Genomic DNA, 18,983 nt, shown 5'->3' on the forward strand with positions numbered 1-18,983 from the left:
GGCAGGGTTTCCTGTCGTCTGGCGCGCGTCCGCCACTGGGGGCGGACGCGTGCGCAATAGTGTCAGTGTTGTTGGATCCAGCGGCGGACCAGGTCGATGGTCGGGCCGGAGAACGCCTCGTCGGACTGCAGCAGGGCGAAGTCGCCGCTTCCGATGCCATCGAGCACGCTGGCGATGGCCTTGCCGTGGTCAGGCTCTTCCTGGATGTCCTTGACGCGGCTGCCCTGCGCCAGGCCCTGGCGCAGCAGCGCGCGCGCCTCGCCCTCGGGACGCTTGCTGCGCACCGTCGTGTCGTCGTAGAGGACCACGCGGTCGAATGCGTCGCCGAGCAGCTTGCCTTGCTCGATCAGGTCGGCATCGCGGCGGTCCGCGCCGGCCGAGTAGACCGCGGCGCGCTTGCCGGAAGGAAACTGGTCGATGGCGGCGATCAGCGGGCGCAGCGCCGACGCGTTATGCACGTCGTCCACGACGACGGTCGCGCCGTTGCGCTCGAACAGCGTGAACTGCCACGGGGCATCGGCCTGATCGATGTCGAAGGTCTCGATGCCGGCGCGGATCAATTCAACGGGAATGTCCAGCGCCCAGGCCGAACCCACGGCCGCCAGCACGTTTTCGACCTGGAAGGCCACGCGGCCGCCGTGCGTCAGCGGGATGGCGGCGACGTCGGCCAGGCGTTCCTCATGGCTGCCTCGGGCCAGCACGATGCTGCCGTCGCGCACGAACACCGCGCGCCCGTCCTGGGCCAGGTGCTGCACGATGGCGGGCAGGGCGGGGTCGATGCCAAAGAAGATCACGGAACCGTCGCAGAGCTCGGCCATTTCGACCACGCGCGGATCGCGTGCATTCAGCACGGCCACGCCATCGGGCAGGACCACGTCGACCTGCGTGCGGAACACGTTGAACAGGCGCTCGGTCTCGTTGATGTCGTAGTCGCCCAGATGGTCGCCGTCATCGATGTTGGTGACGACGCCGACCTGGCAGCGGTCGTAGGCCAGGCCTTGGCCCAGGATCACGCCGCTGTCGTTCTCGATGACGGCGGCGTCCACGTTGCGGTTCATCAGAAGGCGCGTGCCCGACGCGTAGTCGGCGCGGTCGCCCATTTGCACCAGGCGGCGGTCCAGATACAGGCCTTCGCTGCACGCCAGGCCCGTGCGCTTGCCCGACAGGTGCAAGAGGCGCGCCACCAGGCGGGCGACGACGGTCTTGCCGTTGGTGCCGGTCACGCCGACGATGGGAATGCGGCCCGCCTCGCCCTCGGGGAAGAGGTGATCGACGATGGCGCGGCCCACGGGGCGCGGCGCGCCGTCGGCGGGCTTCAGATGCATCAGGAGACCCGGGCCGGCGTTGACTTCGACGATGGCGCCGCGCTGTTCGTCCAGGGGGCGCGTGATGTCTTCGGCCACCAGGTCCACACCGGCAATGTCCAGGCCGACGATGCGTGCCGCGAGCGTCACGGTGGCCGCGACGCTGGGGTGAACGCGGTCGGTCACGTCGAATGCGACGTTGCCGCTGCGCTGCACCAGCACGCGCTGGCCCTCGGGCGGAACGCTGTCTTCGGTCAGGCCCTGGCGCGCGATTTCCAGCCGGGCGGCGGAATCCAAGCGCACAAAATTGAGCGGATGGTTCTCGGTGCGGCCGCGGCGCGGGTCGGTGTTGATCTGGCTGTCGATGAGTTCGGTGACCGTGGACTTGCCGTCGCCCGTGACCCACGCCGGTTCGCCGGCAGCAGCAGCGACCATGCGGTTGCCCACCACCAGCAGGCGGTGTTCGTTGCCCAGCACAAAGCGTTCGACGATGACGCCGCTGCCTTCATCCACGGCGACGCGGTAGGCCGACACCACTTCTTCGCGGGTGGTCAGGTTGGTGAAGACGCCGCGGCCATGGTTGCCGTCGTAGGGCTTGACCACCACGGGCAGGCCGATGTCTTCGGCGGCGTCCCAGGCGTCTTCCTCGCTGTCGACCAGGCGCCCTTCGGGCACCGGCACGCCGCAGGTCGACAGCAGTTCCTTGGTCAGGTCCTTGTCGCGCGAGATGCCCTCGGCGATGGCGCTGGTGCGATCGGTCTCGGCCGTCCAGATGCGGCGCTGCGCCGAGCCGTAGCCGAATTGGACGAGGTTGCCCTCAAAAAGGCGGATATACGGAATGTCGCGGTCGTCGGCCGCATCCACGATGCACGCGGTGCTGGGGCCGAGGCAGTGGCGGTCGACCAGGCTGCGCAGCTTGGCGACGGTGGCGGACACGTCGAACGGGCGGTCCTCGATGGCGGCCATGACGAGGTCGCGCGCTTCGTTCAGCGCGGTGCGGGTGACCTGTTCCTGCCAGGCGCGCACAACGACTTTATAGACGCCGCGCTTGGAGGTTTCGCGCGCCTTGCCGAAGCCGCCGCGCAGGCCCGCCAGGTTCTGCAGTTCAAGCGTGACGTGCTCGAGAATATGACCGGGCCAGGTGCCTTCTTTCAGGCGGGCCAGAAAACCGCCTCGCACGCCCGGGCTGCACCGGTGCTCGATCAGCGTTGGCAGCCATTCGGTCAGGCGCTCATAAAATCCGGGAATCGTGTTGGAGGGGTAGTCCTCCAGTTCGCCGATATCCACCCATGCTTCAAGGACGGGACGATACGTCCAAATGTTCGGGCCGCGCAAAGCCACGACATCGATAAATTCAATGTCTTTCTTTTTCATGTTTTAATTCGCTCGAGAAGCAGGTTGGCACGCGCGGACGCCCCTATGCAAGACCGCGATTTTATTGGGGTTGCGCCTTAAGAATAATGCCAACGAGTGGGGGATCCCAGATGTTCCTAATTAGAAAAATCGGCTGATACTATACGACGCCTTCATGGCGTGAACTCGTTGTGTTGTAAGGAAGGGACACGTTTGCCGCCCCTGGCGTCGAACCGGTTGCCGCCTAGTAGGGCAGAGTCCTGGCCCGGTATGCGTTCCAATGAAAAAACCAAACCTGCTTTCCGGCCTTGCCGACGCATTTCCTGCCCGCTGGCGGGATGAAATCCGCACCGAACTGGCGGATGACGAAACCCTTCTGGCCTGGGTCGAAATAGACCTCGATCAGCGTTTGAAGTTCCAGCCGGGACTGGTCGCCGTCACCGATAAACGGCTGATCGCCCGCCTTCCCGACGATTCCGGTTGGGAATCCTGGCCATATGGCCCCCAACTGAAGCTATCCCTCAGCGACCATGCCGGCGCCGCCGTGCTGGAACTGCATGACGACAGCGCGCGCCTTGCCGTCTGGCGGTTCACGCTGGCGTGCAATCCCGCGGCGTTGCGGCTCTTGGCGCAGTTTGAAACCCAGCAGTCCATCCGTTTGTCGGGCAAACAGGCCGAAGCGCTGGAAGAGCGCACCTGCACCATCTGTAATAACGTCATTCCCGCGGGCGAGGAAGAATGCCCGACCTGCAACCAGGAACAGGCCGCGCCGTCGACCACCTGGGCGCTGCTGCGGTTGTGGCGGTTTGCGCGGCCCTATCGCGGCCCGCTGTTTGCCGGCTTTCTGCTGACATTGCTGGGAACCGCGGCCACGCTGGTGCCGCCGTACCTGACGATGCCCTTGATGGACGACGTGCTGATCCCGTTCCAGAACGGCGCACCCATCGATTACAGCCTGGTGCGCCTGTATTTGGGCGGTCTGCTGGGATCGGCGATCCTGGCGTGGGGGCTGGGCTGGGCGCGCACGTACATTCTGGCTTGGGTCAGCGAACGTATCGGGGCCGATCTGCGCACCACCACTTACGCGCATTTGCAGCAGCTTTCGCTTGAGTATTTCGGCGGAAAGCGTACCGGCGACCTGATCTCGCGCATCGGCAGCGAAACCGACCGCATCTGCGTGTTCCTGTCGCTGCACCTCTTGGACTTCGCCACCGACATCCTCATGATCGCGATGACGGCGGTCATCCTGATCAGCATCAATCCGTGGCTTGCGCTGGTCACGCTGGTGCCGCTGCCGTTCATCATCTGGATGATCCATGCCGTGCGCGACCGCCTGCGCCACGGCTTCGAAAAAGTCGACCGCATCTGGTCCGAGATCACCAACGTGCTGGCCGACACCATTCCCGGCATTCGCGTGGTCAAGGCGTTTGCGCAAGAAAAACGCGAGGTCGCGCGCTTTCGCGAAGCCAACAACCGCAACCTGGAAGTCAACGATCGCGTCAACACCACGTGGTCGCTGTTCTCGCCCACCGTCACGCTGCTGACCGAAGTCGGTTTGCTGGTGGTGTGGATCTTCGGCATCTGGCAGGTCTCGCAAAAGCAGATCACCGTGGGCGTGCTGGCCGCGTTTCTGGCGTATATCGGGCGTTTCTACATGCGCCTGGATTCCATGAGCCGCATCGTGTCGGTCACGCAAAAGGCAGCTGCCGGCGCCAAGCGCATCTTCGACATCCTAGACCATGTGTCCAGCGTGCCCGAGCCGCAAAACCCCGCCAAGCTGCCGCACATCAATGGCCGCATCGAGCTGCGCGACGTCGGTTTCCGCTATGGCAACCGCCAGGTCATCCGCGGGCTGAACCTGACTATCGCACCGGGCGAAATGATCGGGCTGGTGGGACACAGCGGTTCCGGCAAGAGCACGCTGATCAACCTGATCTGCCGCTTCTACGACGTATCCGAAGGCGCGGTGCTGGTCGATGGCGCCGACATCCGTTCGGTCCGCGTGGCCGACTACCGCCGCAATATCGGGCTGGTGCTGCAAGAGCCGTTCCTGTTCTTTGGCACCATTGCCGAGAACATCGCCTACGGCCGGCCTGACGCCACCCGTGACGAGATCGTGGCCGCGGCGCGCGCTGCGCATGCGCACGAGTTCATCCTGCGTCTGCCGCATGGCTACGACTCGCTGGTGGGCGAACGCGGTCAGGCCTTGTCGGGCGGCGAACGCCAGCGCATCTCGATCGCGCGCGCGCTGTTGATCGACCCGCGCATCCTGATCCTGGACGAAGCGACGTCGTCGGTGGACACCACGACCGAGAAAGAGATTCAGAAAGCCCTGGACAACCTGGTGCGCGGCCGCACCACGATTGCGATCGCGCACCGCCTGAGCACGCTGCGCAAGGCCGACCGCCTGGTGGTCCTGGACCGCGGCCAGATCGTGGAGCAGGGCCCGCACGAAGAACTGATGGCCCGCGAGGGCGCCTACTACCGCCTCTATCAGGCGCAGGCGCGCCAGGCGGAAGCCGACGCCCAGGCGTCGGGCAGCGAAGACATGGCCGCCGTGGCCTGACGCGGAAACGGAATAACCTCGCCATGACCTTGCCGTTCTTTCAATTGCGCCGTAACGCCTTTGGCCGCCTGGAGTTCCAGTCCGCCGACGGCGAATCGCATGAAGGCGTCCTGCCGGTGCGCGCTTTCCCGATCAGCGAAGCGGGCCGCGGCCTGTCGCTGGTGACCAGCGACGGGCACGAGCTGCTGTGGATCGAACACCTGTCCGACGTCCCCGCCGAGCCGCGCGCCCTGATCGAAGAAGAACTCGCCAGCCGCGAGTTCATGCCCGAGATCCGCAAGCTGACCAGCGTGTCCACCTACGCCACGCCCAGCGTCTGGAAGGTCGAGACCGACCGCGGCGCGACCTCTTTCACGCTGCGCGGCGAAGAAGACATCCGCCGCCTGTCCGCGCAGACGCTGCTCATCGCCGACAACCACGGCATCTTCTACCTGGTGCGCGACATCCAGTCGCTGGACAAGCACAGCCGCAAGCTGCTGGACCGGTTTCTCTGACGATTCAGGCGGGCTTTCTAAAGTCGGTGTCAGACACCCGGGGATAGCGGCTTCAGCCTGCGCGCGTGTTTCAGGGGTGTCAGACACCTGGCAGAATACGCACATTCCAGGGGTTTCTACACCGGGCAACACTCTCAAGTGTCTGATACGGGGCAACGCTCTCAGGTGTCTGATACGGAGCAACACTCTCAGGTGTCTGATACGGAGCAACACTCTCAGGTGTCTGACACCCTGCAGAGATGGACTTCAACTCGCCCCTGCGCATCATGGGTGTCTGACACCGCTGCGGCCACACATTTCCGGCATTACGCACCCGGCCCCTTGAACGGCGTGTGCGATTCCAGCTCTCCCAGATAATCCGTTACTGCCGCGGTTTCCTCGTCCAGGAAGTTCTGGATCGCCTCGGCAAAACCCGGGTGCGCCACCCAGTGCGCTGACCACGTCGGCGTAGGCAGCAGCCCGCGCGCCATCTTGTGTTCGCCCTGCGCGCCGCCTTCGAAGCGCGCAATGCCATGCGCGATGCAATACGCGATCGATTGCATGTAGCACGTCTCGAAATGCAGTCCCGGCACGTATTCCGTCGCGCCCCAGTAGCGCCCGTACAGGGCGTCGCCGCCCGCCAGATTCAGGGCGCACGCCACCGGCTCACCGTCGCGTTCGGCCAGGACCAGCACGAAGGCGTCGGGCTGGTCGCGATGGGCCTGCTCGAAGAACTCGCGGCTCAGGTAGGGCGGGTTGCCGTGGTTGAAGTAGGTGCGGCAGTAGCAGCTGTAGAAGAAATCCAGTTCCTCCACGCCGATTTCGGCGCCGCGCAGCCAGCGGAAAGCGAGGCCCGCCGCCGCGACCTTTTTGCGGTCCTGGCGGATCTTCTTGCGCTTGTCGTGGCTCATGGCGGACAGGAACGCGTCGAAGTCGGCGTAGCCCGCATTGGTCCAGTGAAACTGCACGCTCTCGCGGATCATGAAGCCGGCTTCCCGCAACGCGCGCACGTCGGCGTCGATCGGGAACAGCAGGTGCAGCGACGACACGTTGACCTCTTCGGCAAACGCGACCAGCCCGCGCACCAGCGTGGCGCGGTCTTCGTCGTTGGCCGCCAACAGCCGCGGGCCGGTGACCGGCGTGAACGGGATGGCCGACAACAGCTTCGGGTAGTAGCGCATGCCGTGCCGCTGAAAGGCGTCGGCCCACGCGTAGTCGAACACATACTCGCCGCGCGAATGCGACTTCAGGTAAAGCGGCACGGCCCCGGCCAGCACATCGTCCCGCCACAACGCCATGAAATGCGGCGCCCAGCCCGTCTGGCGCGATGCGCAGCCGGTCTCGTGCAGCGCCAGCAGAAAGGCGTGGCGCAGAAAGGGCTGATCCCCGGCCAGCGCGTTCCATTGGCGGGCGTCGATGCGGGACAGATCGGTTTCCAAGGTAAGGCGCAAGGGATCCATCCGCGAATGATAAAGTCTTCGGCAATGCCTGGCGTGCAAGCCATGGCAATGACAGGGATTTGAGGCGCCCAGGCGGCGCCCGGGAACGACGGCAACATGGACAGCAGCAAGACGGCCCCCGGCGGGCAGGAGGACGATGCGCGTTGCATCCGCGCGCAGGCGCTGGCGGCGCTGGCCGCCACGGCATGGCCCGAGAAGCTGGCGCGCGTGCGCGCCATTGCCGACGATGCGCGGCTCGATTGCGCACGCGTCTTTGCGCCGGCCGCGGGGTTGCCTGGCCGCCCGCCGCGGCCCGAACTCGTCCCGCCGGCCCAGGTCAGCCAGCGTTCCATGGCCACGCAGGAGGGCCGCGCGGCGCTCTTGCACGCGCTGGCCCACATCGAGTTCAACGCCGTGAACCTGGCGCTGGACATCATGTGGCGTTTTGCCGGCATGCCCGAGGCCTTCTACCGCGACTGGCTGCGCGTGGCGCGCGAAGAGGCGCTGCATTTCGACCTGCTGCGCCAGCGGCTGGACGCGCTGGGATTCGCCTATGGCGACTTCCCCGCGCATAACGGCTTATGGGATATGGCCGAGCGCACGCGGGACGACCTGCTCGCGCGCCTGGCGCTAGTGCCGCGCACGCTCGAGGCGCGCGGTCTGGACGCGTCCCCCATGATCCGGAACAAGCTGGCGGGCGCGGGGGATGCGCAAAGCGCGGCCATCGTGGACATCATCCTGCGCGACGAAATCGGCCATGTCGCGATCGGCAACCATTGGTACAAGCAGCAGTGCGCGCTGGCGGGCAAGGAGCCGGTCGCCTGTTACGCCGAACTGGCGGCGCGCTACCAGGCGCCCCGCCTGCGTGGCCCCTTCAACCTGGAGGCGCGGCGCGCCGCCGGATTCGACGACGACGAGCTTGCCGCGCTGCAGGCCGGCTGATTGGAAGACGGGAAGATGAACATCACGATCGACGCCCTGCTGACGGGCGCGGTGCGGCCGCTGGGCGATTCGGGACGCGACAGCGGTATCGACAAGCAGCCGGTTGCCGAACGGCGCTGGCTGGGCCTGGAAGGGCTGGACGGGGACGAACAGGCGGACCGGCGCTTTCATGGCGGCCCGGAAAAGGCGTTGCATCACTATGCGCGCGACCACTATCCCGCATGGCGCCAGGCGCTGGGCGAACGCGCCGTGCTGCGTGCGCCCGGCGCCTTCGGCGAAAATCTTTCCACGACCGGCCTGACCGAAAGCGACGTATGCGTGGGCGACATCTATCGCGCGGGCTCGGCGCTGATCCAGGTGTCGCAGGCGCGCCAGCCATGCTGGAAGCTGGACCACCGGTTCCAGCACAAGGGCATGGCCGCGCAGGTTCAGGCCAGCGGCATGACGGGCTGGTATTACCGCGTGCTGCAGACGGGCTGGCTGTCGGCTGGCGACACCCTCACGCTTGCGGAGCGGCTGCATCCGCAATGGACGCTGGCGCGCGTGCAGGACATCCTGAATCGCCGGGAGCTCGATCCCGGCGTGCTGCACGCGCTTGCCGCGTTGCCCGAACTGTCGCCCAACTGGCGTGCGCTGTTTGAAAAGCGCGCCCGTGCCGGTGAAGTCGAAGACTGGACGCGGCGCCTGCAAGGCGATGCCGCGATCGCACCTCCCAAGGAATCCCAAGCATGAAATCCCTGTTGAGCGGCGCCCGCGCCGCGGTGACGACCGCCGCGGTAACGACCGCCGCGCTGATCCTGCCCGCGCCTGCGGCGCTGGCCGCCGACTCCTTTGCCGCCTGCCTGTCGACACTGCGGGCGCCCGCCTTGAAGGCCGGCGTCTCGGGCGCGACGTTCGACACGCATACCGCCCAGCTTGTGCCCGACATGGCCGTGATCGATTTGCTGGACGCGCAGCCGGAATTCAAGACGCCCATCTGGGACTACATGGCGGGCCTGGTGGACGACGAGCGCGTGGCCGACGGGCAGGCCGGCATGGCGCGCTGGCAGGCCGAGCTGCACCGGGCCTCGGTGCGCTATGGCGTGGACCCGGCCACCATCGCCGCGGTGTGGGGCGTGGAAAGCAATTTCGGCCGCACGCTGGGGGGCCGGCCGTTGCTGACCTCGCTGTCCACGCTGTCGTGCTATGGCCGGCGGCAGGCGTATTTCCGCGGCGAGTTCTTTGCCACGCTGAAGATAATCCAGGACGAGCACATCGCGCCCGAGCGTCTTGTCGGATCCTGGGCGGGCGCGTTCGGCCAGACCCAGTTCATGCCGTCCACTTACCTGCGACTGGCGGTGGACTTTGACGGCGATGGCCGCCGGGATCTGGTCGATAGCGTGCCGGATGCGCTGGGGTCGACGGCCAATTTCCTCAAGCGCGCGGGCTGGAATCCGGGTCTGGTCTGGGGCTATGAGGTCAAGCTGCCGGCCGGGCTGGATACAGCCGGGGCAGGCCGCAAGAACAAGCGTCCGATGTCCGCGTGGGCCAGACAGGGCGTGACGCGCGCCGACGGGCAGGCGTTGCCGCCGGGCGACACCCCGGCCGGACTGCTGCTGCCGGCCGGCCGCAACGGCCCGGCGTTCCTCGTCACGCGCAATTTCGACGCCTTGTACTCGTACAACGCGGCCGAAAGCTACGCGCTGGCGATCGCGCATCTGTCGGACCGCCTGCGGGGCGGCGGTCCGCTGTTGCAGGCCTGGCCGACGGACGATCCTGGCTTGTCGCGCGCCGAGCGGCGCGAGCTGCAGCGCCTCTTGATCGCAAGGGGTTACGACCTGGGCGAACCCGACGGCATGATCGGCGCCCGTACGCGCCAGGCCTTGCAGGCCGCCCAGCGCGAACTGGGACTGCCGCCGGACGGGCGCGCGGGCCAGAAGGCGTTGAAGGCGCTGCGGGCATCGGCGGCCCCGACCAAAGGGTGAGCCGGATCGCGTGGCTGCGCGCGCGATTTACAACTTTTGCAAAGTCGTCGCCGGCGGCAACAGCATTGACGCACACCGCGCTTTTCATGGGCCTATACTGATTTCCCGACTTTTTCAGGAGCGCGGCAATGAGCCTATTGGACACTTTGGCCTCGATGGCCGGCGGCGGTCAGCAAGGCGGATCGGCCTCGCTGCTGCCCGCGCTGATCGAACAACTGAACAAGTACCCTGGCGGCCTGACCGGGCTGATCGCCAGCTTCCAGAAGGGCGGACTGGGCGAAGTCGTGGCGTCATGGGTGGGTACGGGGCAGAACCTGCCCGTCAGCCCCAGCCAGCTCGGCGCCGTGCTGGATCCCGGCGTCGTGAACGAACTGGCCGCCAAGACGGGGCAAGACGAGAGCGCCGTGCTGGATTCCCTGTCGGCCCTGCTGCCGCAACTGGTCGACAAGGCCACGCCTGACGGCGCGGTGCAACCCGGCCAGTCCTTCAACCCGGCCGATCTGCTGGGTTCGCTTTCGGGCATTTTCGGCAACCGCGGATAAGGGCAGGGCAGTCTTCTGGAACATCCGCAGCTCAAGTCCCCCCTGCGCCGGCGCCTGTTTCAGGCGCTGGCCCTCGGCGCGCTGGCGCCCTTGGCGGCATGCTCGCCGCCAGTTTCCGTGAATGCCACGTTTCTGCAGCTCTGGCGCAGCCACGCGGACCTGACGGCTGACGACTGGCGGCTGCGGCTGCGCAGTTTCCGCCGGCTGGGCAGCCGCGAGATCTTCCTGCAATGGACCGGACTGGAAGGCGGGCGGCCAGACGACTGGATGGCGCCCGGCGCGCTGCTGGACACACTGTTCGACGAAGCCGCGCACCAGGGTCTGGGCATCCACGTCGGCCTGCCGTACGACCAGCGCTGGTGGGACGTGCTGGCCGGCGCCGACACCCCAGCGCTGGCCGCCTTCCTGGACCAGACGCGCGAGCGCGGCATCGCGTACATGCGCGAATCCGGCTGGAACCAGCGCCGCGCCTTCCGCGGATGGTATCTGCCGTATGAGCTGGAACAGTACAACTGGGCGTCCGACGAGCGCCAGTCGCTGCTGATGCCGTGGCTGGACGCGCTGTCGCGCGCGGCGCAGGACACCAGCGGCAACGTGCCCTGCATCTCCACCTATTTCAGCCGGCTGCCGGGCAACGGGTCGCTGGCGACACTGTGGAGCCGCATTCTGGACCACGTCGGCATCCATCCGATGATCCAGGATGGCGTGGGCGTGGCGGGGATGGCCAATCTGCGCGCGCTGGCGCCCCTGCACGACATGCTGCTGGAACGCCGTGCGTCGTTCGACCTGATCCTGGAGCTCTTCGAGGAACTGCCGTCAGGCGCGACTGACGGCTCGACGTTCAAGGCGCGTTCGGCCGACTTTCCGCGGGTGTACGAGCAATGGGAAGTCGCGCGCGGCTATGGCGCCAAGCGCATCGTGGCTTTCGCGCTGGACCCGTGGGTTATCGGCGATACGCCCGAGGCGCAGGCCTTGATGCAGGCCTGGATGGACGCGCGCGTCTGACGCGCGCCGCGTCAATTGAAGCTGCGGCCGATGATTTCCAGCATGACCTCGCTTGTGCCCCCGAAGATGCGCAGCGCGCGCGCATCGGCCCAGGCGCGGCCGATGCCGTATTCCGCCATGTAGCCATACCCGCCGTACAGCTGCAGCAGGTCGTCCAAAATGCGGCCCTGCATCTCGGTCGCGTTGAGCTTGGCGATGGCCGCCGTCGTGGCGTCCAGCTCGCCTTCCATCATGCGTGCCAGGCAATCGTCCAGAAACACGCGCAGCATGACGCTCTGCGCGCGGGCGTTCGCCAGCTTGAAGCGCGTGTTCTGGTAGTCGATCACGCGGCGGCCAAACACCTTGCGCTCGCGCGTGTACTGCGCGGCCTCATCCAGCATCCCTTCCTGCGAGGCCGCCGCGCGTAGCGCAATGGCCAGGCGTTCGCGCGCCAGTTCGCGCGTCATGATCTCGAACGCCTGGTTGAGCGGACCCAGCAGGCAATCGGCCGGTACGCGCGCGTCGTTGAAGAAGAGCTCGCAGGTATCCTGGCTGTGCTGGCCGATCTTGTGCAGCGGCCCGCCCTTCGTAAAGCCGGGCAGGTTTTCCTCTACACAGAAAAGCGACAGCCCGCGCGCGCCCAGGTCCGGATCGGTGCTGGCCAGCACGATGGCCAGGCCCGCGTTCACCCCATTGGTGATGAAGGTCTTCTGCCCATTGAGCACGAAGTGGTCGCCATCGCGCCGCGCGCGGGTGCGCACGGCCTTCAGGTCGCTGCCCGCATCGGGCTCGGTCAGCGCGATGGCGCCGATGGTCTCGCCGCGCGTCATGGCGGGCAGCCAGCGCTGTTTCTGCGCGTCGGTGCCGACGTTCATCAGGTACGGCGCGACCATGTCGGAATGGATCGAAAAGCCGATGCCAAGGAAGTTCGCACGGGCCAGTTCCTCGATCACCACGGCCGCATGACCGAAGTCGCCGCCCGCGCCATAGGGGTCCGGCAGCGCGCAGTTGAGCAACCCCTCTTCGCCCGCGCGCCGCCACAGCGCGCGCGGCGTTACGCCGGCGGCTTCCCACTCGGCATAGTGTGGTGCGATCTCGCTGGCAATGAAGCGCTTGACCTGGTCGCGAAAGAGTTCGTGGTCGTCCCGGAATACGCGGCGCATGACAGTGTCTTCCTATTTCTTGTACGGGTCCGTGCCGCTGGCTTGCCCGCGCAGCACGGGGGCTTCGGGCGTGCCGGTCAGGAACAGGCTGTAATGGTCGCCGGGTTGCAAGGCCGGCAGCGGCAACGCTTTGGACACGGCGGCGCCGCAACCGGCGGCCAGCGTCGCGCTGACCGGATTGATCGCGCGCGCGGTGGACGCGCCGGGCTCGACGTCCTTGAACAGGACGGGGCCAGACGGGCTGACTGACAACTGCCCGGCCGGGCAGTCCGTCGCCAGATTGTAAAAGCGCAGCTCGGCCTTCAGCGCATCCTGCGCACCGGCGCTATCGTCGATGACGCTGAAGGACAGCCTGCCGCCGTCGCGCCGCGGCACCAGCGTACTGAACGTGTCGGGCGCCACCTGCAGCGTGCCGGCCAGCTTGCCGTCGATGCGCACGTCAAAGGGCTGGTTGCCCTTCACGATGGCGTAGGTGGTGGCTTGCCGGTCGGGGCCGATCTCCTGGACCGGACCTTGGGCGACCTGAGCCTGCAGCGGATTCACGTGCGGATTGACCACCCGCACGAACGAGGATCCTGCGGGCGGCCTGGCCGCATACAGTTGCGCCAGCACGCCTTCGGCGGCGGCGCTGGCGGCGCAGGTCGCCATCGCAAGGGTGAGGGCCAGGCGAAAAGAGGTGCGAGTCACGCTTGCGGCTCCGGTTTCTTGCTAAGGCGCGTTTCAAGGTACAGCCGTTCGAGCTGCTTGCGGTCCGCCTTGTCGGTGCTGGTGGTGGGAAAGCGCGGGCACGCCACCAGCTCCGAGGGAATCATGTAGGGGGGCAGACGGCGGCCCAGCGTGTGCTTCCAGTCCGCCAGTCCGGGCGGCAGCGGCTGCAATCCGGTGGCGGGGGCGTGCGGGCCGTCGCCGCTGCCCGCGGGTTCCGCAAAGCCGATCAGGCGGACAATGGCGCCGTCGGGCCGTCGCAGCGCCACCGTCGCGCCGGCGCGCACGCCAGGCAGCGCGGCGATGGCCGCGTCGATCTCCGCCAGTTCGATGCGGTAGCCGTGCAGCTTGATCTGGTCGTCGATGCGGCCGCGGAACGTGACCAGCCCTTGCGCGTCGATCTCGCCCAGGTCACCCGTGCGGTAGCCGCGCTTGCCGCCGCGCGTGAACATGCGCGTGGCGTTCAGGTCCGGGCGGTTCAGGTAGCCGCGCATGACGTGATCGCCCGCGATGCTGATCTCACCGTTTTCGATGAACACCTCGGCATACGGTTTGGCGCGTCCGATGGGAAACGGGTTGGGCGCCGCCGAGCGCAGCGCCGGATCGATCTCGACCCAGGTGGTCGAGCAGGTGGCCTCGGTCGGACCGTAGGAATTGACGATGCGCACCTGCGGAAAGCGCTGCCACAGTTCTTCAGCCAGGGCAGGGGTTAGCGATTCCGCCCCGAAGACGAAGACGCGCAGGTCCGGCAGGTGGGCATGATCAAAATCGGGATTGAACAATTGCTGCCGCACGAACGAGGGCGTGGAGGCCCAGACGCTGATGCGGGTGTCGGCCAGGTACTGCACGAAGGCATCGCGCTCGGCGATGGTCTCGCGCGGGCACAGCACGCAGGTGCCGCCCAGCGCCAGCGCGCCAACCCAGTTGAACAGCGAGAAATCGAAGCTGAAGAGCATCTGGTCCATGAAGACCGGCGCCGCGCCCAGCGCCAGGCAGTCCGAGATCCAGCCGGCAAAGCGCGACACGCTTTCGCGGCCGATCTGCACGCCCTTCGGGTCGCCCGTGCTGCCGGACGTGAACATGATGTAGGCCAGGCCTTTCTCTTGCAGCGGTGCGGCCTGGGCCTGCGTGGCGGTAAAACGCGCCGCTTGCGCGTCGTAACGCAGGCCGGCGCGCACCAGTTCGCCGATGCGTGCGATGCGCTCGGGCGGGTTGATGACGTCGACCGGCACGAAGGGCACGCCCAGTCTCAGGCAACCCAGCATGGCCACCAGAAACGCCGTCTCCTTGTGGCCGGTAATCACCAGCGGCGTATCGGCGTGTGCGCCGGCCTGCCGCGCGGCGTGTTCCCAGGCGTCGGTGGCCGCGCGTAGCGCGCCCCAGGACGTCGGCTCGCGCGCGTCCACGACGGCGATGGCATCCGCGCCCGCCTGCGTGTCGGCGAAGTCGAAGGCATTGAAGTCGAAACGCATGGTCCGGCCCTCCGGTGGCGGCGCGTCAGGCGCGGCGGTGTTCCGCAATGAAGGCGGCCAGCGTGTGCACCGATTCCAGGTGCACGTCGATCTCCGTGGGCGGGATCTTGCAGCCGAACTCGCGCTCGACCGCCAGCGCCACGTCCACCGCCGCCAGCGAATCGACCAGCCCTGATTCGATCAGCAGCGTGTCCGGATCGACCTGCGTGAGGATGATGCCTTCGACGAGTTGCGCCACTTTGGCTTCGATAGCGTTGATGTCCATGTCATGCTCCGCGACCTTGCAAGGTCAGAATTGGAAATAGAGAAACCGGGCTTCCTTGTGCAGGTTGGCCAGGCAGAAAACCAGCAGCACCAGCATCACCGCCATCCATGCCAGGTTGGGACGCCAGCGCATGAAGGGCTGCGGCGCCTCGTTGGGCTTGAACAGGGCGGGCGACCACCGGCCCAGGATCTGGTGCGAATTAGGTGCAAACCATGCGATGGCCAGCAGCACGACAGCATAGATAAGCTGCATGTGGTGTCCGGCGATGACGCGCCAGGCGTCGCCAAAGGGCAGGCCGGCAACGTGGGCGGACAGGTCCAGCGGCTCGACGCCGCGCGCGCCGGCCATGCCCTGCACCAGCAGCATCGCGTCGCCCACGCCGTGCGCGCGGAAAAATGCCTGCGCGACCAGCACCGCGACAAAGGTGATGAGCACGCACAGCGCGCGCGTGGCGGCGGGCGTGTTGCGGGCGGCGGCGGGCTTGCGGCCCACCACGAAGATGCGCCAGGCGTGGTTCACGGACAGGTACATGGCGTGCAGCAGGCCGAACACCACGAACTGAAAGCCCGCGCCGTGCCACACGCCCGCCAGCGTCATCGTGAACAGGGTCGGCAGCGCGATGCTGCCCGCAAAACCGCCCAGCGTCTTGAGCCCGGCTGACCCGACCGGCAATTCGCGATTCGTGCGCCATTTGTTCACGGCCACCGCTACCGGGTAGTACAGGTACGCGGTGATGTAGCGCGTCAGCGTCATGTGCCAGCGCGCCCAGAATTCGATGATGTTGCCCGCCTTGTAGGGCGAATTGAAATTCAGCGGGAAGCGGATGCCGAACATCTTCGCCAGGCCCAGCGCCATGTCCGAATAGCCCGAGAAATCGAAATACAGCTGGAGCGCGTAGCACAGGCTCGCGCCCCACGAGCCGAAGAACTGCAGCTCGCCCGGCGCCGCAAAGCCCGCGTCGGCGTACGGGGCGATGCCATCGGCCAGCAGCACCTTCTTGGCCAGCCCGATCACGAACAGCATTGCGCCCACCGACAGGTTCTCGGCCCGGAACCGGTAATTTTCCGGCTGGGCGAACTGCGGCATCATCTCCTTGTGATGCAGGATGGGGCCGGCAATCAGGTGCGGAAAGAACGTCACGAACAGCACGTAGCTGAGCAGGCTGCGCTCTTTCACGACGCCCGCCTTGCAGTCGAGCAGATAGCCGATCTGCGTGAACGTGAAGAACGAGATGCCCAGCGGCAAGATGATGTCGTCCGCCGACGCCGCCGTCATGCCCAGGTCGTTCAGGAAGTTGAGCAGCGTCGCGAAGTACTTGTAGTGAAACAGCAGCGCCAGGTCCGCGCCCACGCCCAGCCCCACAATCAGGCCCTGCAGCCGTGGCCGCTCCGCGTAGTGCAGTATCAGCTGGCTGACGATGTAGTTGAAGGCGATGGAACCGGCCAGCAGCACGACGAACTGCGGATTCCACCAGCCGTAGAAGACGAGCGAGGTCAAACACAGCCATAGCGCCGCCAGACGCACGTTCAGCGGTCCCAGCGCGTAATACACCGCCAGCGTCACCGGCAGGAAGATCAAGAGGAACAGGTAGGAATTGAATAGCATCTTGGTTCGCTACGGGATGCGGGCCAGCAGGGCTTGTTCGTCCGCGGTCAGCGGCAGCGACAGGGCGTTTTCCGAGAACTCCCAGATGACCAGCTTCAGGCTGGCGGGCCACTGCGCGCGCTGGCCCAGCGCCATCGTCAGCGCGCCCGAAAACTGCCCGCCATCCAGGCTCATGTTCCAGACCTCGCGCGACAAGCCCATGCCCAGGCGCTCGGCGAACTGGCTGCGGCGGCCATTTGAACTGCCCGCCAGCAGCACCTCGACCGGTGGCGGCTCGTCCAGCAGGCCGCCGCTACGCACGGGTTCGATCTTCGCTTCGGACACCGCTTCCAGCGCGGGCCGCCATCCAGGCGGCGCGTTTTCAAGGCCCGCCAACACGATCAGGTCGCCCATGCGCGGCTGCGGCGCGGACGCGGGCTCCGTTTTGAAGGCCTGCGCGCCCGGCCCGTTCAGCAGCGGCAGGGCGGCCTGGGCCACGCGCGTGGCGGCGGCCTGCGCGCCCTGCGCGTTCATGTGCACGTCCGTTCGGAAAAAGCGGGGGGCGGGGGCGGCCAGCAGCGCGTCGCGCAGGTCCACGAAGGGCACGCCGTCCGCGCGCAGCGCGTCCTGCCAGGCGTCCAGCGTCCGGCGCATCGGCTGCGACACCGGCAGGCCGCAAAGCTGGCCGGCCTCGATGCGCGATTTGTCCGGCACTGCCACCACCAGGACCTGGACCTGCTTGGCGCGCAGCTCGCGCACCCAATGCCGCATCAGGCGCAGGCGTTCGTCAAAGACATGGACGCCCGGCGGCGGGCGCAGTCCGTCGCGGTAGAACAGCCACTGCGGGCAGCCCATTGCGACCTGCGCGCCCAGGTCGCCGAAGAGGCGGTAGCGCAGGGCCGCGTTCCAGGTGTCGACGTCGGCCTGGCGCGGCAATGCCAGCGCCTTGTTCAGCGCGGCGCCGGCCGAGCCATCCAGCCAGGCAGACGGCGACAGGGCAACCGCGCCGATGCGCGCCTGCACCAGCCGCCAGCCGCCCCATCCCAGGCCGACGGCGAGCAGCAGCGCCACCACCCATGCGGTCAGCCGGTGGCCGCTCGCCTCCGGGCCGCTCGCCTCCGGGCCGCTCGCCTCCGGGGGGGCGGCGCGCCGCCGGCCGGCGTCCGATTTTTCCGGCGCATTCACGCGCTTACTTCCCGATCGCCGCTTTCATGCGCGCACGCCAGGTGTCGGCGCTCATGATCGAGGCGTTGTCCCACAAACCGCGCGCGTCGGGCCCTTGCGCATAGGTGGGTTCGAACATCTGCCACACCAGCACCTGCGGCTTGTTCTGCTTGAACGCGGGCGACTCCAGGTATTCCAGCAGCATGATCCAGTGGCCCACGTTGCCGGGTTTCCAGTTGACCGACACCGGACGATCCAGCGCGTTGGACAGCTTCTGCGGAAAGCCGAAGTAGGGCTGCACCATGCTGTGGCCGGTGACGTGCACCGGCGCCGGCGTGTCGTCCAGCAGGCTCTGGTTTTCGGCCTGACGGCGCACGGTGAACGTCTCGCGTCCGGCCTGCTTGCGCTGGTCCGGCGTCAGGAAAAGCTCGGCCAGATCGCCATAGCGGCGTTCGTTGACCACGCTGCCCAGTTGCATGCCGGTGCCCGGCTTGCCGGCCAGCGTCTTCACGTCCGTCTTGATGCGCTGCGCCAGCGCGTCGGCGGTGGCGTCCGCGGCAGCCTGCGTCCAATGCTGGTCCGTGCGGTAGAACACCTCCTGGCCGCTGCGCTTGACCCCCTGCAGCACGGCCTCGTCGTCGATGGTGGAGATGCCCGCCTGCTTGAGTTTGTCCTGGATGGTCTGGTAGCGCTTCTTCACGTCGGCGCTGAGCGTCTTGCCGTCCGGCAGCTTGTCCTGATAGAAGAGGGTCTTGTCGGGCAGCACCAGCACTTCAAGCTGGATGCCCTTGGCCGCCAGCGCATCGCGCGTCTCGCGCACGAGCTGCGTGGACGCGTCGATGCCGCGCATGTCCACCTGCGTCAGGCTGCCCCAGCCGGGAAAGAGCCAGTTGTCCTTGCCCTGAATGACGATGGACGAGGCCTGCTGGGCCTGCGCCGCTGTGGCGCACGCCGCCAGCAGGACGGCCGATGCCAGCGCGCGCGCCGCGCCGGGCAGGGCGCGTTTCGGAAGACGGGTTGCATGGTGCATGGATGAACTCCTTGTGTTGCGGATCGGCGTGCC

16 protein-coding genes are annotated in these 18,983 nt (G+C 67.0%); 7 read left to right on the forward strand and 9 right to left on the reverse strand.

Annotated features, from left to right (window positions below; all coding sequences use genetic code 11):
* Positions 1–62: 62 nt before the first annotated feature.
* Positions 63–2,678, reverse strand: a complete 2,616-nt coding sequence (cphA, locus tag V6V88_RS06930; RefSeq protein WP_280002412.1) for a cyanophycin synthetase — start codon at positions 2,676–2,678, stop codon at positions 63–65.
* 259 nt (positions 2,679–2,937) lie between these two features.
* On the opposite strand from cphA, the gene V6V88_RS06935 reads away from it, so the two are divergent.
* Together V6V88_RS06935 and V6V88_RS06940 are read left to right on the forward strand one after the other, a co-directional pair.
* The gene (locus tag V6V88_RS06935; protein WP_062838581.1) at positions 2,938–5,223 is read left to right on the forward strand and encodes an ABC transporter ATP-binding protein; all 2,286 of its coding nucleotides are present in this window, start codon (positions 2,938–2,940) and stop codon (positions 5,221–5,223) included.
* Between the two features lie 23 nt (positions 5,224–5,246).
* Positions 5,247–5,717, forward strand: coding sequence for a DUF1854 domain-containing protein (locus V6V88_RS06940; RefSeq protein WP_056322203.1), 471 nt, complete (start codon positions 5,247–5,249; stop codon positions 5,715–5,717).
* A 305-nt stretch (positions 5,718–6,022) separates the two neighbouring features.
* On the opposite strand, the gene V6V88_RS06945 is transcribed toward V6V88_RS06940, so the two are convergent.
* Positions 6,023–7,156, reverse strand: a complete 1,134-nt coding sequence (locus V6V88_RS06945) for a GNAT family N-acetyltransferase (protein WP_280002409.1) — start codon at positions 7,154–7,156, stop codon at positions 6,023–6,025.
* A gap of 96 nt (positions 7,157–7,252) precedes the next feature.
* Between V6V88_RS06945 and V6V88_RS06950 the strand changes: the two genes are divergently transcribed.
* The 5 genes from V6V88_RS06950 (at position 7,253) to V6V88_RS06970 (ending at position 11,588) form a co-directional block, all read left to right on the forward strand.
* Positions 7,253–8,077 (forward strand): ferritin-like domain-containing protein, encoded by an 825-nt coding sequence (locus V6V88_RS06950; protein ID WP_062838583.1) that lies wholly within the window; start codon positions 7,253–7,255, stop codon positions 8,075–8,077.
* Between the two features lie 15 nt (positions 8,078–8,092).
* Positions 8,093–8,809, forward strand: a complete 717-nt coding sequence (locus V6V88_RS06955) for an MOSC domain-containing protein (RefSeq protein ID WP_062838584.1) — start codon at positions 8,093–8,095, stop codon at positions 8,807–8,809.
* Complete coding sequence (locus tag V6V88_RS06960; protein ID WP_223574673.1) at positions 8,806–10,041, forward strand: lytic murein transglycosylase; 1,236 nt, start codon at positions 8,806–8,808, stop codon at positions 10,039–10,041. Before V6V88_RS06955 ends, V6V88_RS06960 begins: the two co-directional genes overlap by 4 nt.
* A gap of 128 nt (positions 10,042–10,169) precedes the next feature.
* Positions 10,170–10,583, forward strand: a complete 414-nt coding sequence (locus V6V88_RS06965; protein ID WP_056322216.1) for a YidB family protein — start codon at positions 10,170–10,172, stop codon at positions 10,581–10,583.
* A 117-nt stretch (positions 10,584–10,700) separates the two neighbouring features.
* A complete protein-coding gene (locus tag V6V88_RS06970; RefSeq protein WP_223574675.1) occupies positions 10,701–11,588 on the forward strand; it encodes a DUF4434 domain-containing protein in 888 nt (295 codons plus the stop codon).
* 11 nt (positions 11,589–11,599) lie between these two features.
* Here the strand turns inward: V6V88_RS06970 and V6V88_RS06975 are convergent, their stop codons facing one another.
* The 7 genes from V6V88_RS06975 to V6V88_RS07005 form a co-directional block, all read right to left on the reverse strand.
* The gene (locus V6V88_RS06975) at positions 11,600–12,730 is read right to left on the reverse strand and encodes an acyl-CoA dehydrogenase family protein (protein ID WP_062838586.1); all 1,131 of its coding nucleotides are present in this window, start codon (positions 12,728–12,730) and stop codon (positions 11,600–11,602) included.
* A gap of 12 nt (positions 12,731–12,742) precedes the next feature.
* A complete protein-coding gene (locus V6V88_RS06980) occupies positions 12,743–13,417 on the reverse strand; it encodes an alginate O-acetyltransferase AlgF (protein WP_223574677.1) in 675 nt (224 codons plus the stop codon).
* The gene (locus V6V88_RS06985) at positions 13,414–14,907 is read right to left on the reverse strand and encodes an AMP-binding protein (RefSeq protein ID WP_223574679.1); all 1,494 of its coding nucleotides are present in this window, start codon (positions 14,905–14,907) and stop codon (positions 13,414–13,416) included. Before V6V88_RS06985 ends, V6V88_RS06980 begins: the two co-directional genes overlap by 4 nt.
* Before the next feature lie 25 nt (positions 14,908–14,932).
* Positions 14,933–15,172 (reverse strand): acyl carrier protein, encoded by a 240-nt coding sequence (locus V6V88_RS06990; RefSeq protein ID WP_062838589.1) that lies wholly within the window; start codon positions 15,170–15,172, stop codon positions 14,933–14,935.
* 24 nt (positions 15,173–15,196) lie between these two features.
* A complete protein-coding gene (locus tag V6V88_RS06995; protein WP_062838590.1) occupies positions 15,197–16,777 on the reverse strand; it encodes an MBOAT family O-acyltransferase in 1,581 nt (526 codons plus the stop codon).
* A 9-nt stretch (positions 16,778–16,786) separates the two neighbouring features.
* Positions 16,787–17,842 carry a cell division protein FtsQ gene (locus V6V88_RS07000; RefSeq protein ID WP_223576603.1) on the reverse strand — a complete coding sequence of 352 codons (1,056 nt, stop codon included), beginning with the start codon at positions 17,840–17,842 and terminating at the stop codon, positions 16,787–16,789.
* A 103-nt stretch (positions 17,843–17,945) separates the two neighbouring features.
* Positions 17,946–18,950 (reverse strand): twin-arginine translocation pathway signal, encoded by a 1,005-nt coding sequence (locus tag V6V88_RS07005; protein WP_223574683.1) that lies wholly within the window; start codon positions 18,948–18,950, stop codon positions 17,946–17,948.
* Between the last annotated feature and the right edge of the window lie 33 nt (positions 18,951–18,983).

This window comes from Achromobacter sp. E1, from assembly GCF_037039475.1.
In the GTDB taxonomy this organism is placed as follows: Bacteria; Pseudomonadota; Gammaproteobacteria; order Burkholderiales; family Burkholderiaceae_B; genus Achromobacter; species Achromobacter mucicolens.